19 protein-coding genes are annotated in these 25392 nt (G+C 48.4%); 8 read left to right on the forward strand and 11 right to left on the reverse strand.

Annotated features, from left to right (window positions below; translation table 11 throughout):
- The 4 genes from RCH83_RS06340 to RCH83_RS06355 all read left to right on the forward strand — a co-directional run.
- On the forward strand, positions 1-1426 hold a 1426-nt coding region (locus RCH83_RS06340; RefSeq protein ID WP_306520169.1), incomplete at its 5' end, for a choice-of-anchor I family protein.
- 324 nt (positions 1427-1750) lie between these two features.
- Entirely contained in the window at positions 1751-2182 is a 432-nt protein-coding gene (locus RCH83_RS06345) for a hypothetical protein (RefSeq protein ID WP_306520170.1), read from the forward strand.
- Entirely contained in the window at positions 2154-3356 is a 1203-nt protein-coding gene (locus tag RCH83_RS06350; protein WP_306520172.1) for a hypothetical protein, read from the forward strand. Before RCH83_RS06345 ends, RCH83_RS06350 begins: the two co-directional genes overlap by 29 nt.
- 3 nt (positions 3357-3359) lie before the next feature.
- Positions 3360-5783, forward strand: coding sequence for a bifunctional diguanylate cyclase/phosphodiesterase (locus RCH83_RS06355; protein WP_306520174.1), 2424 nt, complete (start codon positions 3360-3362; stop codon positions 5781-5783).
- 221 nt (positions 5784-6004) lie between these two features.
- Here the strand turns inward: RCH83_RS06355 and RCH83_RS06360 are convergent, their stop codons facing one another.
- From RCH83_RS06360 to RCH83_RS06405, 10 genes are all read right to left on the reverse strand, one after another.
- Positions 6005-8692, reverse strand: coding sequence for a CHASE domain-containing protein (locus tag RCH83_RS06360; protein WP_306520175.1), 2688 nt, complete (start codon positions 8690-8692; stop codon positions 6005-6007).
- A 499-nt stretch (positions 8693-9191) separates the two neighbouring features.
- A complete protein-coding gene (lepB, locus tag RCH83_RS06365) occupies positions 9192-10115 on the reverse strand; it encodes a signal peptidase I (RefSeq protein ID WP_306520177.1) in 924 nt (307 codons plus the stop codon).
- Positions 10116-10152: 37 nt separating this feature from the next.
- Complete coding sequence (locus RCH83_RS06370; protein ID WP_306520179.1) at positions 10153-11031, reverse strand: SAM-dependent methyltransferase; 879 nt, start codon at positions 11029-11031, stop codon at positions 10153-10155.
- Positions 11032-11041: 10 nt separating this feature from the next.
- The gene (locus tag RCH83_RS06375) at positions 11042-11662 is read right to left on the reverse strand and encodes a GNAT family N-acetyltransferase (protein ID WP_306520181.1); all 621 of its coding nucleotides are present in this window, start codon (positions 11660-11662) and stop codon (positions 11042-11044) included.
- A 9-nt stretch (positions 11663-11671) separates the two neighbouring features.
- A complete protein-coding gene (locus tag RCH83_RS06380) occupies positions 11672-13405 on the reverse strand; it encodes a GGDEF domain-containing protein (RefSeq protein ID WP_306520183.1) in 1734 nt (577 codons plus the stop codon).
- Positions 13406-13415: 10 nt separating this feature from the next.
- Positions 13416-13679 (reverse strand): hypothetical protein, encoded by a 264-nt coding sequence (locus RCH83_RS06385; RefSeq protein WP_306520185.1) that lies wholly within the window; start codon positions 13677-13679, stop codon positions 13416-13418.
- Between the two features lie 256 nt (positions 13680-13935).
- Positions 13936-17052, reverse strand: coding sequence for a transglycosylase domain-containing protein (locus tag RCH83_RS06390; RefSeq protein WP_306520187.1), 3117 nt, complete (start codon positions 17050-17052; stop codon positions 13936-13938).
- A 138-nt stretch (positions 17053-17190) separates the two neighbouring features.
- Complete coding sequence (locus tag RCH83_RS06395; protein ID WP_306520189.1) at positions 17191-17673, reverse strand: peptidylprolyl isomerase; 483 nt, start codon at positions 17671-17673, stop codon at positions 17191-17193.
- 93 nt (positions 17674-17766) lie between these two features.
- Positions 17767-18228: a hypothetical protein gene (locus RCH83_RS06400; protein WP_306520191.1), complete on the reverse strand. Its 462-nt coding sequence runs from the start codon at positions 18226-18228 to the stop codon at positions 17767-17769.
- A 103-nt stretch (positions 18229-18331) separates the two neighbouring features.
- A complete protein-coding gene (locus tag RCH83_RS06405; RefSeq protein ID WP_306520192.1) occupies positions 18332-19156 on the reverse strand; it encodes a zinc-dependent peptidase in 825 nt (274 codons plus the stop codon).
- Between the two features lie 168 nt (positions 19157-19324).
- On the opposite strand from RCH83_RS06405, the gene upp reads away from it, so the two are divergent.
- Both upp and RCH83_RS06415 read left to right on the forward strand, forming a co-directional pair.
- Positions 19325-19978 carry a uracil phosphoribosyltransferase gene (upp, locus tag RCH83_RS06410; protein ID WP_306520194.1) on the forward strand — a complete coding sequence of 218 codons (654 nt, stop codon included), beginning with the start codon at positions 19325-19327 and terminating at the stop codon, positions 19976-19978.
- A gap of 30 nt (positions 19979-20008) precedes the next feature.
- Positions 20009-22129 carry a CHASE domain-containing protein gene (locus RCH83_RS06415; RefSeq protein WP_306520196.1) on the forward strand — a complete coding sequence of 707 codons (2121 nt, stop codon included), beginning with the start codon at positions 20009-20011 and terminating at the stop codon, positions 22127-22129.
- A 116-nt stretch (positions 22130-22245) separates the two neighbouring features.
- On the opposite strand, the gene RCH83_RS06420 is transcribed toward RCH83_RS06415, so the two are convergent.
- A complete protein-coding gene (locus RCH83_RS06420; protein ID WP_306520198.1) occupies positions 22246-23550 on the reverse strand; it encodes a DUF3422 domain-containing protein in 1305 nt (434 codons plus the stop codon).
- Positions 23551-23829: 279 nt separating this feature from the next.
- On the opposite strand from RCH83_RS06420, the gene RCH83_RS06425 reads away from it, so the two are divergent.
- Both RCH83_RS06425 and RCH83_RS06430 read left to right on the forward strand, forming a co-directional pair.
- Positions 23830-24762, forward strand: a complete 933-nt coding sequence (locus RCH83_RS06425) for a sterol desaturase family protein (protein ID WP_306520200.1) — start codon at positions 23830-23832, stop codon at positions 24760-24762.
- Complete coding sequence (locus RCH83_RS06430; RefSeq protein WP_306520202.1) at positions 24755-25375, forward strand: LysE family translocator; 621 nt, start codon at positions 24755-24757, stop codon at positions 25373-25375. The genes RCH83_RS06425 and RCH83_RS06430 overlap by 8 nt, the downstream gene beginning before the upstream one ends.
- Positions 25376-25392 lie beyond the last annotated feature (17 nt).

The raw sequence follows: 25392 nt of genomic DNA on the forward strand, positions 1-25392 counted from the left end.
GGCCAGTAATCTGAGCAGTGTGCCGCTGGCAATTCCCCTTACAGTGACAGTTCGAAACAGTCAGGATCAGGATGAAAGTCTGAACCTCGGTTTTGCCAACTCTATTGCCGTTTATGGTAACTGGCTGGCGGTTGCGGTTGAAAACAAAATAAAAACAGCAGCAGGAGCAGTGTTATTTTTTGATATCAGCGCCGCGCCGGTATTTCGTCATGCGGTACAGGTGGGCGCTTTGCCCGATATGCTGACGTTCAGCGCTGATGGCACTAAGGTGCTGGTAGCCAATGAAGGTGAACCTTCGGCTGATTATCAGACCGATCCTGAAGGTTCGGTTTCGGTGATACTGCTGAACCAGCAGCAACCAGCCTTGCAGGCTCAACATATTGATTTTAAATCGTTTAATAACCAGAAAACACAACTTGCTGCCAAAGGGATTAAATTTGCAAGTCCGGCCAATACCACAGTGGCGCAGGATCTGGAACCCGAATACATCACCCTGAGTGTTGATCAGAAAAAAGCTTACGTGGCACTACAGGAAAATAATGCGCTGGCGGTGCTGAATTTAACCAACAATACAGTGGAAAAACTGTTGCCGCTGGGATTTAAAGATCACAGCCAAAGCAAAAACGCATTGGATGTCAGCAACAGGGACGGTGTGAATCTGGTGACAGTGCCAAAACTTTATGGCATGTACCAGCCCGACACTCTGGCCAGTTACAGCTGGAAAAACACCACTTTTATTGTCAGCGCCAATGAAGGCGATGCGCGGGATTACCCAGGTTATTCCGAACAGGCCAGAGTGGCTTCGTTAACCAGATCCGACAGTCTGCTCCAAAGTCAGGCGCAGTTATACAGCGCCACTGGTCTTGGCCGGTTAAATATCAGCACCGCCATGGGACAAAACGGTGCAGGGGCGTTTGACGCACTTTATGCCTTTGGTGCCCGCTCTTTTAGTATCTGGGACCAGAATGGTCTGTTGGTGTTTGACAGCGGCAACGACTTTGAACGTATCAGCAGTGCATTGCATGGTGACAAATTTAATAGCAATCATCTGACAGTGGAAGGTGACAACCGTTCGGACGACAAAGGCCCTGAGCCGGAAGCGCTGGCTTTGGGTCAGGTAGGCGATCGCACCTATGCTTTTATCGGCACTGAACGTATGAGCAGTTTGTTGATTTATGACATCAGCAATCCTTATACACCGCAGTTTGTGGATTATGTGCTAAACCGTGATTTAAACGCCCAATACAGTATCAACGATGATGTTGTGCCGGCACAAATCAGTGGCAATGTGCAGCAGGCAGGTGATTTGGGGCCTGAATCTATAGTCTTTGTTGACGCCGCAAAAAGCCCGACCAAACAAGCGTTGTTGTTGGTCGCTAATGAGGTCAGCGGCAGTGTTACCCTGTATCAAGTCACTAAAAAATAACTGATCTTTTTACCATGCCAACAACGGCAGCAATTGCTGCCGTTGTTGTTTTTTTATCTGCTCAGCAGCTTGGCAACAGTACCGCTGATGTTTTCCTGCCAGACAGCCTTGTCATTTTTGTGGTTGAAAATATTAATCACAATTTGCTAACATAATCTAAATAACTGCTTTTTATGACGTTATTGGCCTTTTTCTGCTGGCTTCATCTATAATCTGCCAGATCTCAGACAAACATTTACCGGATTTGTCGCTTAGGATGGCAGCATGATGTGTAGTTGCTAAGTGTTATCAGGGTAAAATTTAGCGATTATTCAGAAGGACACTGTGATTAAGTCAGCATTTGGCATCCTTGTTTTGTTGTTCAGTGCGCTGCTGTTTGCTGACAGCCCGGCACCTGCACCTTTAGTTCTGGTGCATCCGGCCGTGACTGTTGATGCACTAACCCCAGCCCAACTTCGCAGCATTTATCTGAAACGTCAGGTGATTTGGCCAGACGGCTTGCCGGTACAGGTTTTTGTGCTGCCGCTGCAGTCGGCGCTGCATAAACAATTCAGTCAGACCCAATTACAATTATTTCCTTACCAGCTGGAACGGAACTGGCAAAAGTTAACCTTTTCCGGCATTGGCACACCACCTACTGAGGTCAAATCTGCCACGGACATGTTGCGCCTGATCCAGACGACACCGGGCGCTATAGGCTATTTACCGTTTGATCATGAGACTACCGATGCAAAAGTTATTCAAATCAAGCCATAACGCAGCAGGAAGGCTGCTTGTTGCCCTTTGTCTTTATCAGGCAGCACCTGTTATTGCCAGCGAAACCTGGCATTGGCACGGTTATATTGCGCAGGGGCTGATGCGTTCGGCAGAAAGTAACTTTGTGAATAACGACGGTGCCATCAGTGCTGAACTGACCGAATTTGGTCTGAACTCGACCTGGCAATTAAGCAATACCCTTCGCCTTGCAGGGCAGCTGATGTATCTGGACGGTGGTAACAGATTCCAGCAAGGTGGTCGTATCGATTATTTGTTTTTAAACTGGACTGCCATCAGTGAACTTGATTGGCAACTGGAGTTATACGCAGGCCGTTATAAAAACATGCATTGGTTATATTCGGCCACCCGCGATGTGGCCATTACCAGGCCACTGATAGTACTGCCGCAGTCGGTGTATTTTGACGCTTTTCGTGATATTGCCGTAGGTTCAGATGGTGTGGCGTTAAAATCTACCCATAACTTAAGTTGGGGTGAGCTGGAACTGAATTGGAGTCTGGGTGCAACGCCCATTCCCAAAGAGCAAAGTCAGCGGGTGATCAGCACCTTGATTAATGGCAAAACCGAACAGGATTTTGTGCATCAGCTCAGCGCATTTTTGCGCCCTGAACAAAGCAAAAGTCAATGGGGCTTAAGCCTTTTGGATTCAGATTTTAATTATCGCCGTGTGGCAGAGGATATTTTTGCCGATGGCGATTTTACTGTGCAACGGGTGATGCTGAACTGGCGTTACAGCGAGCAGGACTGGGAACTATCCAGTGAGTTGTTTCAGGAGCGGGTGTCGGTTTATGGTTTTTATGCTCCGGGAACAGAACGTACCCAGTTTGGCTGGGGCGCTTATGTGCTGGGGCGTTACAATGTGTCGCCACAAAGCACTTTGTATCTGAGTCACGACCATTTTTTTGCCAACAAAGATGATAAAAGAGGCCATCTGTTGCCGCTGCAAAGTGGCGGTATGATCCCGTCTTATTTTGGTTACCAGCGTGATACTGCCCTTGGTGTCAGTTACGACATTCAACATAACCTGCGACTGAAAATGGAGTATCACTGGAATACCGGCACAGGCCGGCTTGGGCCTAATGTAGTGCCTGACATTGTGGTGAACCGCTCGCGGCATAATCAGTTGTGGGCAATGCAGCTGATGTATTGGTTTTAGCCGATGCGGCCATTTTTAAGCCTGCCCTGGAAAATACTGGTATTAACCCTCGGCGCTTTGTTGCTGATGACAGTGGTGCTGACCAGTTTTAGTCTGGTAAAAATGGAGCAGGATTTTCGCCTGCAGCAGAACAAACAGCTGGAACTACGGCAGCAGCAATTTAACCATCTGAATTTATTATTGGAAAACCAGCTGCGCAGCTGGATAGAGTCTTTTACCGACATGGTATTACTGCGCACCCAACCCGACTTTGCCACCTTTGCCACTAAATTGGCAGAACATTATGACGCTATTTCTTTGCATCTGAATGTTGAAAGCATGTGGTTACTCGACGCCAAACTACAACCTCTTTATGCATCTGTTGCCGAAATTCCCAAACCTGTGTTGACAGTTGCCCGTCAGGTTTTGGCGTTGCAGCAACCGCAATCGGCCATTTTTTGTCGTTTACAATGCACCAAACTGGTGATGGTGCCGGTACAAAACGCCAGCGGAGAATTGGCAGTGGTGGCCATTTCCACGACTTTGCTGGACGTACTGGCTTCGCTCAAACAAGGTGTTGGCTCTGAAGTGGCCATAGTGCGGATTGAAAGTGCCAATCAAAGCCCGTTGTTTAATTTTAAATTATTGTCCTTATCTAACCCCGAACTGATGCGGCCGGTATTTGCGGAATTGTCCGAAGCTTTATCGTTGCAACAGGCCATCACTGCGGGCATAGATGTGGAGCTTAATCAGCAACAATATCTGATTAGCCTGTTGCCGTTATTAACCCAGGATGAGGGGTTTTATCTGGCGTTGGTGGACGACATCAGTAAATTTGCACTAGCCAAACAACAATATCAGCAACAAATTATCTGGTTTGCCTGTGTCAGCTTTTTTCTGTTAGCCCTGCTGATTTATATCAGTACCCTGAGATTAAGCAGGCGTTTGTTAAATCTGGCGGCGCAGTTACCTTTGCTGGCACAACGCCAGTTCCGCCAGTTCCGGCAGCAAAGTAGCCATGCGCCGCTGCTGTTTCAGGATGAAGTGGATGTGCTGACCCAATCGGCCCACCAGCTGAGCGTTGAGCTGGAACATCTGCACCAGCAAATTGAGGTAAATACCCAGGAGCTGGAAAACATTGCGATGTTTGATTTACTCACGGGTTTGCCCAACCGCAATATGTTGCAGTTTCAGCTGAAAAAATGTCTGGCAGCGCTGGAACGCCAGGATGGTGCTTTGTCGGTATTATTTCTGGATTTAGACGACTTTAAAAAAATTAATGACAGTAAAGGTCATGCCGCCGGCGATCAGTTGCTGGTCGAAGCCGCCAGTCGTTTACGTTCCTGTATCCGCAGCGCCGATATTGCCTGTCGTTTTGGTGGTGATGAATTTGTGTTGGTGCTGACCCAGTCGAATGAGCTGAATTACCCTTATCAGGTGGCTGACCGTATTTTTGAAGCTTTTAAACAGCCCATCAGCCTTGGCAATCAGCTGTTTTATATATCCACCAGCATTGGCATCAGCATTACTGAAGATCCTGACGCTGTGCCGGATGAGCTGATTCGCCAGGCCGATATGGCCATGTATGAAGCCAAAGAGCGGGGTGGGAATAATGCCTTGTTGTACGATCAGCAGATGTATCAGCGGCTGGCGCAGCGTTTGGTGCTGGAGCGGGAAATTAAAGACGCTATCAGCCAACAACAATTCAGTTTAAGCCTGCAACCACAAATTGAACTTGCCACAGGCCGCTTGTCTGGTTTTGAGGCGCTGCTGCGCTGGCAACATCCACAACGTGGTATTGTGACGCCGGATGAATTTATCAGCATTTTGGAAAATTCACCCCAGATGATTGAACTGGGTTATTGGGTATTTAAACGTAGTTTTTTCCTGGCCAAAGAGCTGATTAATAAAGGTTATCCGGATATTCGTATTGCCATTAATTTGTCGGCAGAGCAGTTTTTAGACCCAGCATTACCGGATTTATTGGCTTTGTGGCTGGAGGATTTAAATCTGTCGGCCGCCCATTTTGAGCTGGAACTGACCGAACGCACTCTGGTAAAAAATATCGACGCTACTTTAACTGCCATGCGCGCGCTCAAAGCCCAGGGTTTTTATTTTGCCATCGACGACTTCGGCACCGGTTATTCGTCATTAAGTTATTTAAAACAAATGCCGGTCGACATTATTAAAATTGATAAAAGTTTTGTGTTTGGCATGCTGGAAAACGATGCTGATTATCAGATTATTGTGTCGACCATTGCCATGGTGCAGAAGCTGGAGTTAAAAGTAGTGGCCGAAGGTGTCGAAAACCGCGCCCAGCTTCAGCTGCTGCGCCAGCACCGTTGTGACTATGCCCAGGGTTATTATTTCGCCAGGCCACTGAATGACGTTCAGCTGCAGGAGTTTTTAACCGACAAGGTACCGAATGGGTATTTAATGCTGGGGTAGTGGGTCTGACTTATTTGGGCGCTATGCGACGCCTTTGTCTCTCTGTATAAATTCATTTTCAGCTTGCAGCTGATGGCGCTGTGTAAGCCGGCGCGAAACCCGGTATAGCAAACTTAGCTGCAAGCTGAAACAACTGCATTTCTAATGGCTTACAGAAATCTGATTGAGTGCTGCCGATGAAAAGAAATAAAACCAACCGGTTACAATAAGTCCATAACGGCCTAGTCCCCAGCCGTTGGTACCACCGGCTCCTCCTGCACTATTGGCAATGTTATAAAAAACGTACTGCCAACCCCTTCGGTGCTTTCATAGCCAATGCTGCCATGCATTTTTTCCATTAGTTCTTTGCAGATACTTAAGCCAAGGCCGGTGCCGCCGCGTTGGCGTGAGTCGGAGCCATCGGCCTGGGCGAATTTCTGGAAAATTCTGCCGCGAAATTCCGCCGGAATGCCGGGACCCTGGTCGCAAACTTTCACCAGCACTTGCTTGTCCTGTAGCTCGGCTATGATTTGCACCTTGCTGCCGGCATCGGAAAACTTCACGGCATTGCTGATTAAATTACTCAGCACCTGTTGCAGGCGCTGACTGTTCACCAGTACCGGAACTTTGGCTGGCAACTGTTGTATATCAAGGCTGAGACCCACGGCAAAAGTGGTGGCATACCCCAGGTTCTGTGACAACGCCAGCTCCAGCAGTTCACGCAGATCAGCGTGTTGCAGCGGCAAACTGGCGTCAGCCAATTCGAGTTTTTCAATATCCAGAATATCATTTACCAAAAGCACCAGACGTTCGGTGTTTTTCTGCGCCAGATTTAACATATCGCCGGCGGCTTGCGGAAGCGAGCCTAACACCCCGGCATTTACCAGCTCCAGCGACCCTTTAATAGAGGTCAGTGGGGTACGGAGTTCATGACTGACGGTGGCTACAAATTCACTTTTTAATCGTTCTATTTTTTTGCGTTCGCTGATGTCGTGCAACAAACAGATAAACCAGGTATGTCCTGGCAAACTGTAGCTGCTCAGGCTGATTTCCAGCTCCAGTCTGGTACGCCCGGCAGTCTGGCCCACAGCTTCAACCGCAGGTCCTTGCCGGCTTTGCAGCATTGCTTCATTGGCATCTTGCAGCTCAGGTAACAAAGCACCTATCTGTAACTGCAATAACTGGCTGTTGTTGTAGCCAAAAAGCCGTTGTGCTGCTGTGTTGGCGCGTTCTATGTTACCGGCAGAGTTGAAGATTAAAATGGCTTCGGCGGCATTGTCCAGAATGCCGCTCAGCTCCAGAGTGCGTTGTTTTACCTGCCGGCGTATTTGTTCAGCACGGCCGGACACTGACAACAAAAAACCACCCAACAGGCTGCACAATAACAAACCGCCAGTCAATGTTGCCCAGGGGTGCAGGCTGCTTTGTGTTTGCAGAAATTGCTCGCTTGGCTGAATGTCCATACGTAAACGCCGGCCTGCCACCTCAAACTCTTCTTGCCACAACAAAGGCCTGGCATAAGCAGGAATAGCAGATGTCAGCTTGCTGAATACCAGCTGTGACTGGCCTTCGCTGATATCGGCAAGCTGCAGCTGGAAGCTGTGTTGTGGATAATCAGCCAGGGCTGAAGCAATCACTTCAGTGATATGGAGCACTGCCACCACATAACCCCGCAATAAATGTTGCCGTTCAGCCAATGAAGTAGGGGGCTCTGAGCTGTGATAAACCGGATAAAACAGCAGCATACCGGTTTGATGCTGCTGATCCTGCACCAGTTTAAGCGGTGCAGTTAAAGTCGCAGTGCCGGTGTCACCTGCTGTAAGCATCGCCCTTCGCCTGACAGGTTCTGAAGCAACGTCGTAACCAATTGCCGCAGCGTTTTGTTCCAGGGGTTCAATAAAGGTGATGGGAAAATAACTGGCCCTGTCAGCTGCTCTCAGCAGTTGGCCCTGGTTGTTGCGTTCAGTGATTTGCCTGAGATTATCAGTGCTTGTCTGCAGCAAGGCTTCAAAAGAGCGGCGTTGTTCTGCTGTCACTTTGGCGTTCCAGCTCAGCGCACGGATGCCGGGATGATTTTTGGCCATAGCGTTAACAAAGGTGGCAAAATCTTCACTGGTTACTTCACCTGAAGCGGCAAAAAGCCGTTCAATTGGCATCACCGAGCTGGTGTATAAGCTGATCTGAGATTTGATGCTTTGTGCCATCAGTTTGGATTGTTCATGGAAACGTTGTTGCAGCCGGCTCTGCTCCCCTTCGATGGTGCGGAAAAACAGCACCACCATCAGTGCACAACTGAGCAGCAATGGTAGGCCTACACTGCTGATGCGGCTGCGCCAGATGTCGCGGGGTTTGGCAAAAGCTATAAACATCAGTGGCATTGCTATCAGCACACCAATGCTGTCGCCCACCCACCAGCTCCACCAGCTAAACATGACCTGACCGGGAGTAATAATTTGATGCAGATACAACACTGCGGTGCCGGCGCTGGCGCTCAGCAGACAACTTAAAGGGCCGCCAATCAATAATAACCACAAAATGTGTTTATCATCGGTCAGCGGGTTAGGAAAACCTACCCAATGTTTAATACACCAGCTGGCGCATAACGACTGTAATGTGGTGCCCAAGGCAATACTGCAGGGCACCACCAACTGGCCAATATTAAATTGCTGCAAACTGTCGATGGCAATCGTCAGGTTCAGCAAGGTAGAACCTAAAAATACCCCAAGCAACATGGGATAACCCCAGATAAGCACCGCGGCCAGCGCAAGACCCACAGGCGGGAAAATAGCACTGACAAAACCAGGCGGCGCTGCCAGCAATATGGCCAGATGGCCGCTGCCAAGATAAGCCAGCGCCAGCAAAACGATTTTTGTTGTGACGGCAACAGCAGACTGCACTGATGCGGCTTGTGGCAGGTTTACCGGAGGCATTGGTTGCAAGTCCGGTTACACACAAAACACAGCAGCATCAGCTGCAGTGTGGCAAGCGCCTGACTGTGGGCAGATGTGATGAAACAGCATGTGGCTCCCTGATTGGTTTTTCTGACCTGATGGACAGGACCAACAGCAGTATATGGATGATTAAGTATTATTTTTCAATTTGATAGCACACAGAGCTAAGATAGCGCAAAGCCCGCAGCTACGCCATGCGCTGCTGTTGTTCAAATCTGAACTGTCTTGCATGCGCTTAGCCGGCTTTTCAGCTCAACATTGTGTATCCGCTGACAAGCGTTATCCAAAGGCGCCTGCACAGCTGCAGTTCTGTCCGCCTTATGGAAGATAAAATTTGGGTTTATTGTCTGCAGGCAACAAAATAACAGCACACAAACAGCGGATAACTGCATTACAAAGCTCAATAAAGCTGACCTCTGAACAGCCTAAACTGCAGTTTGGCATAATAATTTACGCAACTATCTGATATTTAATTGCTTTATTGAATTAAGCCTAATCGTTCAACCCGAATATTTACCGGCAACCAGCCAGGCACCCAGCTGTTTGTATCTTCGCTGTATTCCAGACTCATCCATTTAAATACGGCTTTGCCAACCAGATTTTGCTCAGGCACAAAACCCCAAAACCTGCTGTCGTGGCTGCTGTCTCTGTTATCACCCATCATAAAATAGTGTCCTGGTGGCACAATAAATTCACCTGTTGCAGCACCGGATTGACGGTAATAGTTGTGAATAGGATCGGGCAACATGGTGTTTTGTAAAATGTCATAACTGTGGTTCGGGCCCTGTTCGGTCAAGCGGGTGGATGGATAAGGCCCTAAAAAAAATTCGCCTTCGGCTTGTTGATGTTGCGCCAGTGGTTCTATTGCCGGACATGCTGTTGTTGATGTGTTGTCACAAAACTTTTGCAGATACAACTGCTTATTTTTATACAGAATACGGTCGCCAGGTAAACCAATCACTCTTTTAATAAAATCAACAGTTGGTTGCTCGGGGTTTTTAAATACAGCGACATCACCGTGTTGTGGTTTGCCCGTTGTTAACAAGGTGCTGCGCCACACCGGATCTTTGACATCGTAAGCGTATTTTTCCACCAGAATAAAATCATTGATCAATAAGGTGGGCATCATTGAACCTGAAGGTATTTGAAAAGGTTCATACAAAAATGAGCGGATAATGGTAATAACTGCTATTAACGGGAAAATCGACTGTGCGGTTTCAGCAATATAAGACTGAGGCGCAATTTTTTGTTTTTCTTCATCGGTAAGCACTGTGCCAGCGCCAGGCTGAAACTGCGCAAGTTTTAACTTTCTTTTTGGCGCCAGCAGCAGGGCGTCATACAGCCAGATTAAACCACTGCTGAGGGTTAACACCACTAAAAAAATTGCGAAATATCCTGACATAAAAAATCCGTTCCTTGTTGAGATAAAGTTTTATCAGTTAGCTTTGCTGGCAACTCATGTCATCAGGCCGATATTCGCTTTCCGGCAGCTCAGCTGTAGCAGCTTCGGCAATATCCGCTGTTGTTTGAAGTTGCTCGGCAGCACGAATAGCAGCCAGTTTATCCAGTACAGCCTGGTTTTTTTTAAGGCTCGTAGCAGGCGGCAATACCAGCGTGGTTTTTAAATTCATTTCTGCTTGTGGCAGCGCTGATAAAGGCAGTTTGCTAATACGGGCTTGCTGGAAGGGCAGGCTGGCCGCTTCATATAAAATAACTTGATGAGAAAGCGGGTAATGCTCAGCCAATAACTCCACCAATACCTGGCGGTAAGCGGCGCCTGTGCCAAAACGCGCCATGCTTTTATCACCGGCAATACCCACTTGCCACAGCACTAAATAAGCCGTTGGGTCGATATTGCGCTGATAAAACATATATTGGCTGGTTTCAAAATACTGACAACCCACTTTGCCGGGATCTATACCAAGTTCGGCATGTAAACAGTCGGCCGAACTGATACCAGGTTCCATATGGGCGGCATAACCTTCAGCACGGGCAAGTTCAATCACTTTATGCGGGGCATAAGCAAACACACCGGGGTGACCATAAAAAGCACAAACCACTTTTTTACCAAGCCGCACTTCAGCCAGCATTAAATCAATCATTTGCTGATACGTCTCATGGCGTGATTTGCCTTCTTCATACAGCGGGGCAAAACTGCGCACATCCTGGTGCATTTCTTTTAGCCACAACTCGGTAATACCATCGGCCACCCCGGCAAATACCACATCGGCATTTTCAATATAACTGCGGGATAAAGGGCTGATATGTGAGCCTAAAGTAATACCAGTGCCGACTATGACGATGCTGCCAGTGGCCATTATGCTTCCTTTAAAAAACGGCTTCAGTTGTCAAAGCAGATTGTTGCTGGCTTTGTTGCAGCTGGACAAAACGAGCGGCCAGTTGCTGCAGATAGCAGATATTCTCTGCACTGGCAGCCAACAGATAGTTCTGTAATGGTTGTTGTTTTGGCATGTCGTCCGGCGCTTCGGTAAAACCAAAGTTCCGGATATGTTTGACGGCACCTTTATTCGACGGGTTCACCCTGGCCAGTAATGACGGTTGTTTTGCTTCTAAAAAACAATGTAAAAACAAAGCGGTTAAAGCTTCATCGGCATAACCCAGCCCCCGGGCTTCGGCACTTAACATAATGCCAAGTTCAAAAGGGGCTGCTCTGTGTTGTGTTGGGATCAACGAAATAAAACCGATAGCCTGCTGTTGCTGGTGGAGTCGGATAGCAAAAAAATACCAGGGCGACTGCAGGTGCATGCTTTGTTTTAGACAACGCCGGAAAAACTGTTCACTTTGAGCCTGATCATAACAGGGGCCGATAAACTGCATTGTCGAAGCATCACCATACAACTGCTGATAAAGCGACAGCTCAGTTTCAGCCATGGCCGACAATGTCAGCCGGGCACTCTGGATCTGTGTTTGAATATGTGGTTTTGCCATGGTTGGATTCTATTTGCTTTTTGTCTGAGCAGACTCAAACAAAGTGACTCTGTTTCGGCCCTGATTTTTAGATAGGTATAACGCGATATCAGCGTCACGGAACAGTTGCCTGAGTTCATAACCGGAAAGGTCGGTGCTGGTCACTCCAAAGCTGGCACTGGTTTTAATTGGGTGGCCACTGCCGCTGCAATCAATTTTTTCAATCACATCTCTGAGTATTTCTGCCAATAAGGCGGCTTTATCTGCTGAACAGGCTGGTAAAAATACCGCAAACTCTTCACCACCAATACGGCCAAAAGTGTCGACATTGCGGATAAACTGCCGGCAGTGTTCAACCACAGTTTTTAAAATCCAGTCGCCGGTTAAATGGCCATACTGGTCATTCACCTGTTTAAACCAGTCCAAATCAAAAATAATAAAGGCATCCTGTTGTTGCTGCTGTTTGCTGCGCTCCAGCAAGGCAGATACCTTTTTGGTAAAGTGATATCTGTTACTGATGCTGACTAAACTATCGTTTTCCGCCAACGCCCGGTAAATACGGGTATTCTGAAATGCACGGAAGGCAAAATAACTTAAAAAAACCAGCACTGTAATAAGCAAGGTAATAAACAGCTTTTTGTTGCTGTTTTCGACTTCAATCAGGTTCTTTTGTAACGTCAGCAGGGTGTTGTTTTTTTCCAACAAGGCAATTTGCTGATTTTTGTTCAGAATTTCATTCTTGGCCAGATGGTAGGCGGTTTGTTGCAAAGATAAGGTGTTTTTGTAGAGTTTGTCTGCTTCCACAAAGTCTTTATAAAAATTCAGTGCACTTTGTGGCCGGCCAGACATTTCTTCCAGTTGGGCTTTTAACTTATAAGCTTCAACCATAGGTTCGCTACTGGATAACTGATGTTGAATGGTAAAAATCCGATCCAGACTCTGACTGGCCGTAGTGGTCTCGCCAAGCGCTAACTGGGCGCGGCTTAGCAGCACATAATAGTGTCCCAATAAGTGCACAAAACCTATTTTTTCCACTGCACTCAGATGTTGTTGTAACACCTGCTGAGCCTGCTGATAATTCTGATGGTATAGATGGTGACGTGCAATCAATGCTTGTCCGAACAACACAGTTAAAGGGTCGTCCTGACTCTGGCAATAATCAATACTGCTTTGTAACCGCTCCAGACTGACTTTCGCCGGGTTCAGTTCCTGCATACTGTAATCGTTGTAAAACAAGGCGGCGCAACGATACCTGCCGCGAATTTCTGCGGCAAGTAATTCCAGGCTAAGGTCTTGTGTTTCCTGATAAAGCTTCAGACTCATATAGGTCGACAAAGCGGTAACTTTTGCCACAGGTTTCAGATCCGCCTTCGACACTTTGTCGGCAAGTGCCACAGCTTCAAATAAATAACTGAAAGCAGCGGTCATATTTTGTTTAACCGTCATCAGGTTAGACAACAGCACCAGTACTTTGTAATTAACGTCTATTGAATCACCTGTGTTTAGCGCTTGCTGGTACAGGTTTTGTGCTTTGTCGTGTTCGCCAACATATTGGGCATGAAAGCCCTGCAGATACAGATAAAGCTGCTGTTCGTTGGCACTTAACGGCATTTTTTGCAGCTGCTGAAGCAACGGCTTCAGCGCTGATGGATTGGATACTTTAGCTGTTTCGGCCTGTTCCAATAGTGCGGCAGGAGATGTGGCTGCCAAAGCTGGTGTTAGCAGTAATAACACCAGCCCAAAACTCAGGACAAAGCTTTTCATCACAACCTGATTATTGGAAGCGGATAGATTGTTGCTGCCGCGCTTTTTCGTCTTCTTCGGCTGGTTGTTCATCCTGCTGCTCTGGCGGAACCTGCAGCACACAGCGGTACACTGGTGTATCCATTAAGTCGCTCAGACCATCAATGTCGCCGCGCATTAATGCATCGAGTGCTTTCTGATCGGTATTGCCAAACAAAGACAGCAGCTGCGCCTGATTTAACTGTTGTAATGCTGCATTTGCGCCTAATTGTTCAATCATCTGAATAAGTGACATAGCTATCCTTAAAGTACTTACAGGGGGCCAAAGATGAAATGTGCATGCTGGAGACTGCCACAACATCAATGTTATGTTAATAGAATAAAAAGCAAACCAGCCTAACTGAAGCCGGTTGTTTTGAAAAGGAAAAAATCAATCAGAACCACGGAGCAAGCAGTGCAGCCAGGCTTGTGTACGGATAGGTAAAAATAACAAGAAGGCACCTCAAGGCACTACAACAGACCGATATCAGCGCCTGCCGTAGTGCAGTGAGTTATTTGTTGTTGATGCTACACATCGACTCATCCTTCACCACATAAGGCTGTAGCAGCGGGGCCATGCCTTTGAGTACCTGCAGCGGCAGGGCTGAAGTAAAGCTAAAACCGTCGGCGCCTTTGCCTGGCACAAAAGCGGTGAGGGTACCAAAGTAGTTGTCGCCTAAATAAAATACAAAAGTAGCGGTTCTGTTATTCACGGTAGAAGCCATTACTTTGCCGCGCACCACCTGAGTGGCAATACGGTTATCCCCTGTGCCGGTTTTACCGCCAATTTTTAGTGGTGTGCCATCGGTTTTGGTAAAGCTGCCGTTTAAGCGTCTGGCTGTACCCAGCTCAGCCACCTGGCCTAAAGTCTTTTTCAGCGCACGTGCTACTTCAGGGCGCATCACTCTTTCACCTGCACTGGCGTTATATTGCAGCAGGGTTTCATAAGGGGTTTTGGCGGCAAAATGCAGGCTGTCGATACGGATGGTCGGTAAACGTATGCCGTCGTTCTGAATAATCCCCATCAGTTCAGCCAGGGCGGCAGGGCGGTCGCCTGAGCTGCCAAGTGCAGTGCCTAAAGACGGCACTAAGTGGTCAAAAGCGTAACCCAGTTTGGCCCAGCGCTGGTGAATATCGAGGAAAGCTTCTACCTCGAGCATAATGCGGATGCGGTTGTCGCGGGCGCTGCGGTTACTGGTTTTAAATAACCAACGATACACTTGCTGACGTTGTTCACTGCTTTGCGCCACGGCGTCATTAAATTTGGCGTCCGGGTTTTTATTCATAAAACTCAGTACCCACAGCTCCAGTGGGTGCACTTTGGCAATATAACCCTGATCCGGCAAGCTAAATTTGCCCGGGCCATATTTGTTATACAGCTCATTGAGCTTTTTCGGGCTCAGTTGTTCATCCGGCAGTTTGTCGAGTAAAAAGCGGCTAAACAGACTGAAATCAGATTCAGGTAATAAATAACGGTGCACGGCTGCTAACCGGTCCGGTGTTTGTTTTAAACCATCAAAAAATACTTCGAGGCGTTCATCTGCCGGTTTTTGCTGGTATTTTTTCCAGAATTTACGTAAAAACTCTGTGCCTTCTTTGTCGATAAAACGGCGCAGGTATTCTTCCCGTTTGGGGTCTTTGTCGCTTCTCAGCAATAACGAGCTGCTGCCCAGGGTTTGATAACTGCTGGAATAAGCCACGATGTCACGCATTAACCGCACAAAAGGCAGGTTGTGTGACTGTTGCAGACTTTCGGCAACTGTCGGTACTTTGCCATCTTCTTTTTTGTCGAAGTTATTAAAGACCTGCAAACCACCACCGGTAAAAAAGCGCTCGTGCGGCGAGGCCGAATAAGTGCGGTTCAGCGCAGCGTCCAGCATAGCGGTGAGGCTGCGGTCTGAGGTTTGCGCCATATAGTTGGCGGCCCAGCGGGTAATATGGTCTTGTGGTGCTATATCGAGGTTCAGTAAATTCACCGGCAGTTCGTCGGCAAAATTCTGATGCAGCTCAGCCACTATTTCTAAATAAGTGCTGAGTACCCGCAATTTGGCAGTTGAGCCAAGCTCCAGTTTACTGTGTTCGTTTAAGTCAAAAGGCTGATCTGTACTGTCGGTTTGCACCCGCACTCTGTTGCCGTCCGGCGTTTTTTCAAACAAGGTAAAGCTATACAGCACATCGGCGGTGCCGTTGGTGCCGAGCAGCCTGTCGCCAATCAGGCCGTATTTGGCGGCAGTTTCGGCATTGGCCAAGCTACGCAAATAAGCGCTGACTTTTTGTTGTACGTCACCATGCAAGGTGCTGTGGGCGTTTAAATCCAGCCGGTCTAAATCGTACATTGGCTGGTTGAGTAAATTGCCAAGGCGCAAACGGGCGGCGTTAATGCCTTTTTTGGCGTCTTGTTCGGCTTTGTTTTTATTGGCTTTGGCAACGCGGAAAGTTAAGCGTTGTGACAGCGATTTATCGCGAAGGTCTTTATCTATCACACCGGCGCCGGAGAGCAAGCGGATATGGCTGTCGGTCAGCTCTTCTAAATCGTCATGGCCTTGCAGCAAATAATAAGAAGGACGGCGCTGCGCTATCATCAGCGCAACAATTTGGCGGAAATATTGCGCACGTTCAGTGGCGTTTTCTTCATTGGCTGGCGTGCTTAACAGGCTGTTGGCTTTATCAAAATCACTGCCAAACCAGGCATATAGCGCATCACCTACCCCATGTACTTCACCATGACCAGGTGCGGATGACAAAGGCACTGTATTTAAATAATCCTGTACTATGCGGGTACGCATGCCCATGGTATTGACACCATGCTGATACACCCTGATGGTGCCCGAGATAATCTGAATGGCTTTGTCTTTAAATCCGCGGGTTAATCCCATAGGGGAGTGGCGAAATTTTTCAATTTGAGTGGCCAGGGTACTGCCACCGGCCGACTGACCGCCGACTGACAATACTTTGCCGACCTGACTTGCCGCCGCCATGATAAAACGCGGCCAGTCCATCACAGGGTTAGCCGTTGGTGGAATTTTTAATAAGTTTCTGTTTTCAATAAATAATAAACTTTGTGCCACCACCACAGGAATTTGTCTGGGGTCGCGGTACACCCGCTGTGGGTAGTTAAAGTCAAATAAGGTTTGGTTGCGGCAATCGGCTAAAAACAACCCTGATTGTACTTTTTCGCGATAAGGCGGAAATAAACCCTGCGAAGCATAATGATGCAGCGCCGGCGAAAACTCGGCCTGGCCTGTGATACTAAAATTGCGCTCCAGCAAACGGGGTAATAATTCGGGTAATTTGCTGTAACCATGGCGTTCATCAAAAGGTCCACCCTGCGGATACACTACTTGTTTGGCTGGGCTCGATTGCAGCTGATAAGTGAGGGTTTTGGCGTATGCAGCAATTTTTGGCGCGCTGTAATTGGCGGTATGTAATTCATAAGCCACCAGGACCGCGATAGATGCCAGTAACAACAATAACAACACCGGGATCAGACTACGGCGCTGATAACGGATTTCCACCTGTGGTGCCGCTGCGCCTGATCGCACGCGCTCTTGCCCTGCGGGTTCGCGGTAGTTATCAAACTGCATTTTTTCAACAGGTGGTGGGGTAGAGGTAGGCAACTTTAAATCCATTTTGCACAGCAAAGAACAAGGCTGTGGATTTTATCCTGTTCCGGTGTGCTTTGCAGCTGAATTTTCTGGGTAAAAACCACAGCAGAATCGCTGTGCACCGATGTGCACAGCCTTTGCCTGTTGCCACAATAACCACTGTTAGTGGTGATGATGACCGCCAACGCCATGCGCATGTCCGTGGGCAATTTCGTCTGCAGTGGCGGCACGAACATCCAGCACGTTAAACTTAAATTTTAAAGTTTTGCCAGCCAGTGGGTGATTGGTGTCCACATCTGCTTTAAACATGCCAACTTTTACCACTTTTACCTGACGTGGGCCATGTTCAGTTTGCACAACAGCCATCATGCCGGCTTGCCATTTTTTGGCGCCTTGTAAATGTTTCACCTGCACACTCTGAATGGCATCTTCACGGCGCTCGCCATAGGCGTCGCCTGGCGTTAACGTCAGTTCCAGCGTGTCGCCCGCTGCTTTGCCTTCCAGCGCCTTTTCAATGGCTGGCAACATATTCTGATGACCGTGCAGATATAACAACGGGTCGCTGCCTGTTGAATCTTCCAGCAAGCCGGTTTCATCATTTAACTGATAGTGCAGCTGCACTACGGTGTCTTTTGTGATCAACATGTATTCTAAGTTCCTGAGCTACAAAAAAGGTCGTTATTATCCCGACTTGCACCACAAAGTGCGACCAGTTTTTACAGTTTCTGCAGCTGTGGTTTAGTCATGACGGTGATAATGCCGGCGTTCTTCACGGCTTTGATGGTGGCGGCCGTCATAACCGTAACTTTCCCTGCTGTGGTAACGTGGACTGTCATAAACTTCAACAAACCTGACTTCGCGGCCACAGGCATGATACTGATGACAATGTTTTTTCCAGTGTTTACGGTGTTTTTTTGGTGCATGAATAATAATGGGCTGCACCACAACAGGGGCATAATGCCGCTCAACATAAACGGGTTCGTGATAGACCCGAACCGGCTCATGGTAAATCACAGTCGGGCTGCGATCACCAATATTCACTGAACCATAAAGTCCGGGTTGTACCTGACCGTGCAGACTGATGCTGACATCTGCGGCTAAAGCGCTGCCACTGATAAGGGTCAAAACCCCCAGATATAACCAACGGGCATGTCGGCTTAATGAAGCTGGTACTTTGCTGTTGTTGTTTGTGTCTGACATTTGATTACCCTCCGCCCTGCAAGTTGGGCTTGTTGATAATCACACTATGGCAAGCGGCGTCTGAATTTTGGCTGAACTGATTATTGAATTCAGCCTGGAAGTTTTAATGCTGCCAGTTGGCTGGATCCAGCCGGTAATATTGGCTTAACTGCTGATACAAAGCCGGATGTTGTGTTTTTAAAGCGTGAGGTTGTTCAAAAAACACTTCGGTGGTAACGGCAAAAAATTCTGCCGGATTGGTGGCGGCATAAGGGTTAAATAAGCCTGGTATACCCTGACGCAGTTGTTTTTGTAGTTGATCAAATTCAGCACTCAGTACCTGACTCCAGACCCGGTAGGCTTCGTTGCTGGCTAAAAAGGGCGCACCGTTGGCTACACCGTTTTCCTGATCCAGCTGATGGGCAAATTCGTGTAACACCACATTATGGCCGTCAGACGGATCGGCAGCGCCCTGTTGACTGTCAGGCCAGGACAATACCACTTTGCCTTGTTGCCAGGATTCACCAAGCCGGAGTTCGGTCTGTTCGCTGACAACGCCAGCAGCATCCGTGTTGTGCCCTGGCACCAGATAAGCCGCAGGGTAAACCAGAATACTACGCAGGTTTGGATACAAAGCAGTAGGGCGGTTCAGCATTAATAAACAGGCCTGAGCTGCAATATTCAAGCGGATTTCGTCGGTGATTTCCAAACCTTCACAACCAATAAACTGTTTTTGCGCAATAAACAGCTGGATCAGCTTTTTTAATCTGAGTTGCAAATCGGCCGGTAAACTGCGATACAAAGGCAGCTGACGTTTCAGGCTTTTGCGCCAGGCCGCTGGAAAAGCGGTATCGGCAATCTGACTTTTTAACCGGCGTTGTTGCCACACAGGCCAGAGCACCAACAGGATCACCACGAACATCAGTAAAAAAATCAGGCTGTTTTGCATATAAACCACAGTTATTGTTGCGCTCCGGCAGCAGTTGCCTTCTACAGTCACAGAAATGGGTCAGGCATTGTGGTTTTTCAAGCAATGCCATGGCATTTCTGTTGGCGTCAGGCGCAAAAAATGTCATCTTTGTATACACTGTATGCATTCTTGTTAGCGGAACCTCGCATGAACATTTTTCAATTACAACAACAACTTTCCATTGCTCAATCTATTCTGGCCCAGCTGCGGGAACCACAAATTCAGCAAGACCGCATGCGTTTTCGTTTTAATCTGCAACGTCTTGGCAATCTGCTGGCTTATGAAGTTTCCAAAGCTTTGCCTTACCAGCAATTTGAGATAACAACAGCACTTGGCACGGCCAAAGTGGCTGATTTAGCACAACAACCTGTGCTGATTTGTGTGATGCGTGCCGGCTTGCCTTTTTATCAGGGTTTTTTGGATATGTTTGAACAAGCCGACAGTGGTTTTGTCGGGGCTTACCGTGAAGAAGGTGCGGACGCCGGCGACCTGGATATTTTTTTAGGCTACAGTGCCGCACCTGATATTGCCGGACGGGATCTGATCCTGATTGATCCTATGCTGGCGACAGGTTCATCTTTGTTAAAAGTCTGGCAATTGCTCAGACAAAAAGGTGAACCCCGTAGTTTGCATATTGCTGCCGCTATAGCGGCGCCTGAAGGGCTGTTACTGTTGCAGCAACAGCTGGATTTTACCGCGTCATTCTGGCTTGGCGCCCTTGACGAACAATTGAATGCGCAGGCTTACATAGTGCCGGGTCTTGGTGACGCCGGTGATTTATGTTTCGGCAGCAAAAACTAACAAGGACTGGTTGATGAAGAGGACTGCGGTATGATGCCGCGCGCACACTTGCCGCAGCCAACCCCACTGACTGCAGCACCTCAGGGCTGGGGTCTTTGGTTCAGCAGGCACAATGCATCCAGTTGGTTGGTGATGGCGTTGATTTTGCCGTTTTTCCTTTATTATTGGCTGAGTTACAGCCAACAGATAGCCCGTGAGCAGCAGCAGATTTTTCAGCAACATGCCGATGCACTGGAGCTGAATTTAAAACAGCGCCTGCAGCATTTTGAGTTTTTGCTGGGCTCAGGCATGGCTTTTGTCACTTCATCTGAACGGGTGACACAAGCTGAGTGGCAACGTTTTGTCACTGGTCTTGATTTAGACAAGCATTACAGCGGCATTCAGGCTTTTGGTGTAGTGAATTACCGTTCTGCCAGCGATATTGACGCTCTGGAGCAACAAATCAGACTGGATGGTGTGACCGATTTTGCTGTGCACCCCGCCGGGAAACGGCCTTATTATGCAGTAGTAACTCATATTCAGCCGGTTAACGCCAAAAATACCGCAGTACTTGGTTATGACATGCTGACCAACCCGATGCGGCAAAGAACGGCGATGCGTTCAGCAAGTCTGGGTGCTATTGCGGTCACCCCGAGAATTTTACTGGCGCAGGACGGCAGCAATGCCGTGGACTCAGGCCTTGTGTTGATGCAACCTGTGTATCAACCTGGCGCCGAATTACAAAGTGCCGAGCAAAAACTGAAAGCTTTACAAGGTTTTGTCTATGCAGCTTTTCGGGTCAAAGACATGATGACCCGCTTGTGGCACAGTCAGCACACTGAGCTGGATTTTGGTTGGTATTCGTCGGCGCAACAGGCTCCGGCAGATTTGTTGTATCAGCGTCAGTCAGGTCAAGAACCAGGTAGTTTTGTGCTGCGAAAAGAACTGGAATGGTATGGTCAGCCGTTTTGGCTGCAAATCAGCAGCAACCAGGATTTTGTAAAAAACTATCTGCCGGTTGCCAATTATTGGTTGTTGTTCTTTTTGTTGTTGACCTTGTTGTTGTTGTTTGTAGTGTTAAGCAGGGTGAATTTGCGCAGATACCATGCTGAACGGCTGCAGCAGGAACTGCAGCATCAGTTACATGCTCAATATCAGCAGCTTATTGCCAACGAACAACGTCAGGCGCTGGCGCTGAAAGCCAGTCAGCTGGCCTGGTTTGAATTTGATTTATCCAGCGGTGATGCTTTTTATTCCGATAACTGGTGGAAATTGTTTGGTTTTCCGGGGCCGCAACAACATGCCACTGAACAAACCATGCTGGATTTATTATTGCCGGGGGAACGGGATATATTCCGCCATGATGTACAACGTTTATTGGCATCAGGTCCGGAGCAGTTCAGTCAGCGTTATCAGTTTATGCATCGTCAGGGGCAGGTGCTGTCCGTATTGATGCAATGCCAGTTGTTGCGTGATGCCGAAGGTTCAGCTTTGCGTTTATCAGGCGCTTTACTTGATCAGACCCGGCAAGTCAGCCAAACCGAACAACAACAGCTTGTGATGCGGTTGTGTCAATACGAAATGGCAGCAGCAGTGACCAGTTGTCAACTCTTGCTGGTGAAAGACAGTGCTTCTGCCGCACGCCAGCTTAGTCACTGCCACTGGTTATGTCAGTGGTTTTGTCAGTTGTTGTCAGGCGCCGAAGTGCCGGAACCTGTGGTGGCAAGGCTTGATTTTGCCGTGATGATGCCGGAATTACTGCAGGTGTTAACGCCTGTCGCGGCCCAACAACAGTTAAAGCTTAGATGGCGACAAAGCCAAAGCCCTTATGGTTTAACCGGCAGTGAAGGTGTGTGGTGGCAAGTTTGTACTGATTTGCTGCAGTTGGCGATATCACTCGCCAATCCAGGCAGCCAGATTGAGGTTGCTATGGAGTTCTACCCAGGCATTATCAGTTGGCAGGTTCAGCTGGACGTTGATGCCGAACAAACTGCAAATTTCCTTGCCACTCAGGACAATACCGCCATGTTGGATGGTCCGTCGGTGCAGAGTAATAACAGATATTGTGCGCTGTTGGCGGCAAGAACCTGGGCGATGCAGCTGGATGCTGAGCTGAATATCAAACATGAACAACAGCAGTTGTGGTTTTATCTGACGGTCAGACAACATTAAGCACAAAACCAGATAACAACAGTGTAAAGCTGCGCAGTTAATGCCGCAGCTTTGTTGCTTGTGCCGGCACGCCAGTGCTCAGGCTAAGTTGTTTTTAATGGCCAAAAAACAGCAGTTCAGGAGCGCCGGCCTGGTTTTCTTAATAGATACCAAAGGCCGCTGATCACCAGTACCACCAGCGGCAAACTGAAGGCTTGCAGACTTTGCAGTGGCATGGCCGGCCACAGTGGTTGCAAGGAAATTAAAGCCTTATCCAGCAATTGCACAGCGTAATAACAAATAGCCACTGTTGACAGCCGTTCGACCGCAGTTTGCAGCTGCAGTTGTTGTCTGGCTCGTTTTTCCATCGACATTAACAGCACGCTGTTTTGCCGCTCCAGTTGCAGGTTAATGCGGGTTCTGAGCAGTTCAGTAGAGCGGCCGAGCCGGTTGGACAAACTGCGTTGACGGCTTAATACCGACTGCGCAGTGCGAAAAGCCGGTGTCAGTCGCCTTTCAGAAAAGTCCTGTAACGACATTAAACCATCCAAAGGCGTTTCTCTTAAGGCTTTAAGCCTGTCCAGCGTCAGTTGGTAATAAGCGGCACTTGCTTCCAGCCTGGCGCTGTTGTTGGCTATCAGATGTTCAGTTTGTGCCGCCATCTGACTGATTTCCTGCAGCATTTTTTCATCAGAGCCTTGTTGTTGTTCAATACGTTGGGTGATATCTGACAGTTGTTGCTCCAGAGTATGCAACTGGCTAAGCGCCTGACGGGTCAGCGGCCAGCCCAGCAGACTAAGTTTGCGGTAGTTGCCAAGGTCAAACAGTTGTTGCACTAAACGGGCTAACGCACTGGGCGACAGGCCTTTATCCAGCAGCACCATACGACCACCCCCTTCAGGGTGTTTGCGAAAGTCGGTCCAGATTTGTGCTTGTTGGTTGGCCACCAGGCTGGAAATACAATGTTCGGCGGCAAATAAAGCGCCTGGCTGGTTGTGGCTGTGTTGCTCTTTCAGCACCAGCAACTGCACCACCCGAAACAGTTGGCCCGGCACTAAATCAAACCAGTCGGGGGAGGGTAAACAACTGGCGGGGTCAACAAAGTGCGCCTGTTGCCGGGGAACAATAAAACTGTAAGTTGAAAATTCACTGTGCCGCTCCCAGCGCAACATCATATCGCCCAGCTGCAAATTGACGTCAGTGTCACCTTCGTGCAATTGCACACCGGCCGCCAAAGCGCGTTGTTGCATCAGCGCAAATTCGGCGGCTCTGGAGCCGGCATTCAGGGTCAGCATAAAATGGCAGATAGTGCAGGGTGCTGTTAAAGCCGGAAAAAAGCGCTGTTGCAACTCTTTTTCCAATAAGTCGCGTTGTGGATGGTTGCGGCTGTTTAGCCAGCCAGCTGCGCTGTTGTTGTCAGAATATGCTGGAGTTGTCGCCATAAAAAACCTCCTGAGCGGACAAATGCTGTGGTGATAGTGCCAAAGTCCGGTGGCATTGCTGTGACAAAGGGTGTTGTCTGCTGAGGTTATATTTGAAGCAACGGTTATACCACAGTGTTTTTTTAGCTAAGTAACTGAAATTAAATTTGTTTTAATCTGTGTTGTTGGCTGTTTTTGCCTTGATTGCAAAAATTCAGTGCAACAGGCACAAAAACAGGGCGTTGATGGGTTTCTTCAGGCGCTGGCTTGGCGTAAAGTCGGTGTTTTCTGAGGTTGTTTGTGGTTGTGAGGTTGGTGGTGATCCCGGTAGAACTGATTTTGATCCTGGCAAGTCCGGTATTTTTTATTTTTATTGCGTACGAGTGGTATCAGTCGGAGCGCCGGCAAAAGGCCATTTACCAGTGGCGCGACAGTCTGGCCAATCTGGCCCTTGCTGCCATGCATCAGGCGGGGGACGCAGTTTCGCTGCTGATTTTATTGCCATTTTTTTATTGGTTAAGTCACTTTGCCCTCTTTGAGTTGCCCTTTAATGCACTGAATTTATTGCTGCTTTTTGTGCTGCAGGACTTTTTATATTATTGGTTTCACCGTGCATCCCACAGCATCCGCTGGTTGTGGGCTTCGCATGTGGTGCACCACAGTTCAAGGTTAATGAACTTCAGCACCGCCTTTCGCCAAAGCCTGACTTATCCGCTATCCGGCATGTGGTTATTCTGGACGCCGCTGGTGCTATTGGGCTTTGACGTCAAATTGGTACTGGCTGTGGTGGCTATTAATCTGGCGTTTCAGTTTTTTGTGCATACCCGCTGGGGCAAACACTGGGGTTTTTTAGGGTTAGTGCTGAATACACCAAGCTGGCATCGTGTGCATCACGCCTGTAATTCTGTTTATATCGACAAAAATTTTGCCGGTGTGCTGGTGGTGTGGGACCGCCTGTTTGGCACCTTCGAACCTGAACATGAAGACATTCCCTGTGAATACGGCATTACCGACGATTTTGAATCGGTGAATCCTTTGACCATTACTTTTTACGAGTGGCGCCGCATTTGGGCCGATTTTTGTCAAAGCGCCGGCCTGAAAACAAAGTTACAGGCGCTGTTTGGTGCACCAAAACCCAAGCTGGCTGAAGGGCCCCCTGAGTTAGAACTGCCGCTTTATAGCAGCCAGCAGCAGAGCAGCCAGCAGCACAAGAGCGGTGCTACACATGATTAATCTGGCGTTGTTATCGGTGTTTATTCCGACTTTTTTATTTGTGTCTATTACCCCTGGGCTTTGTATGACATTGGCGATGACCTTGGGCATTAGCCTTGGCGTGCGTCGTACCTTGTGGATGATGTGGGGCGAAATGCTGGGTGTGGTCATAGTTGCCACCAGCGCAGTGCTGGGTGTTGCTGCTATTTTGCTTGGCATGCCGGCTTTATTAGCGGTATTTAAATGGCTGGGCGGGCTTTATCTTTGTTATGTTGGCCTGCAAATGTGGCAATCCAAAGGCAAACTGGCTATCCCTGAGCCTGGTAGCGTGGTGCAGGTGTCACGCCGTCAGCTGTTCTGGCAAGGGCTTTTTACTGCAGTTTCTAACCCTAAAGGCTGGGCTTTTCACATGGCGCTGTTGCCGCCTTTTATCGATGCCAAACTGCCATTCTGGCCACAGCTGGTGGCGCTTTTGGCCATTATTTTGCTGCTGGAATTTGCCTGTTTATTGTTATACGCCAGCGGTGGCAAAGCGCTGCGGCTGATTTTTTCCAAAGAAGAAAATGTGCGCTTACTGAACCGTATTGCCGGCAGTCTGATGTTGCTGGTTGGCGTCTGGCTGGCGCTGTCATAAGGCTTAGTCATAAGGTT

This window comes from Rheinheimera sp., from assembly GCF_030824435.1.
Classification (GTDB): Bacteria; Pseudomonadota; Gammaproteobacteria; order Enterobacterales; family Alteromonadaceae; genus Pararheinheimera.

What these genes read in the sequence shown, in the direction of transcription:
- upp (WP_306520194.1), top strand. Translation starts at nt 19,325, where the DNA reads ATGAACATTTTTCAATTACAACAACAACTTTCCATTGCTCAATCTATT.
- RCH83_RS06420 (WP_306520198.1), bottom strand. Translation starts at nt 23,550, where the DNA reads ATGGCGACAACTCCAGCATATTCTGACAACAACAGCGCAGCTGGCTGG.
- RCH83_RS06395 (WP_306520189.1), bottom strand. Translation starts at nt 17,673, where the DNA reads ATGTTGATCACAAAAGACACCGTAGTGCAGCTGCACTATCAGTTAAAT.
- RCH83_RS06350 (WP_306520172.1), top strand. Translation starts at nt 2,154, where the DNA reads ATGCAAAAGTTATTCAAATCAAGCCATAACGCAGCAGGAAGGCTGCTT.
- RCH83_RS06400 (WP_306520191.1), bottom strand. Translation starts at nt 18,228, where the DNA reads ATGTCAGACACAAACAACAACAGCAAAGTACCAGCTTCATTAAGCCGA.
- RCH83_RS06360 (WP_306520175.1), bottom strand. Translation starts at nt 8,692, where the DNA reads ATGCCTCCGGTAAACCTGCCACAAGCCGCATCAGTGCAGTCTGCTGTT.
- RCH83_RS06405 (WP_306520192.1), bottom strand. Translation starts at nt 19,156, where the DNA reads ATGCAAAACAGCCTGATTTTTTTACTGATGTTCGTGGTGATCCTGTTG.
- RCH83_RS06415 (WP_306520196.1), top strand. Translation starts at nt 20,009, where the DNA reads ATGATGCCGCGCGCACACTTGCCGCAGCCAACCCCACTGACTGCAGCA.
- RCH83_RS06385 (WP_306520185.1), bottom strand. Translation starts at nt 13,679, where the DNA reads ATGTCACTTATTCAGATGATTGAACAATTAGGCGCAAATGCAGCATTA.
- RCH83_RS06390 (WP_306520187.1), bottom strand. Translation starts at nt 17,052, where the DNA reads ATGGATTTAAAGTTGCCTACCTCTACCCCACCACCTGTTGAAAAAATG.
- RCH83_RS06375 (WP_306520181.1), bottom strand. Translation starts at nt 11,662, where the DNA reads ATGGCAAAACCACATATTCAAACACAGATCCAGAGTGCCCGGCTGACA.
- lepB (WP_306520177.1), bottom strand. Translation starts at nt 10,115, where the DNA reads ATGTCAGGATATTTCGCAATTTTTTTAGTGGTGTTAACCCTCAGCAGT.
- RCH83_RS06355 (WP_306520174.1), top strand. Translation starts at nt 3,360, where the DNA reads ATGCGGCCATTTTTAAGCCTGCCCTGGAAAATACTGGTATTAACCCTC.
- RCH83_RS06430 (WP_306520202.1), top strand. Translation starts at nt 24,755, where the DNA reads ATGATTAATCTGGCGTTGTTATCGGTGTTTATTCCGACTTTTTTATTT.
- RCH83_RS06380 (WP_306520183.1), bottom strand. Translation starts at nt 13,405, where the DNA reads ATGAAAAGCTTTGTCCTGAGTTTTGGGCTGGTGTTATTACTGCTAACA.
- RCH83_RS06370 (WP_306520179.1), bottom strand. Translation starts at nt 11,031, where the DNA reads ATGGCCACTGGCAGCATCGTCATAGTCGGCACTGGTATTACTTTAGGC.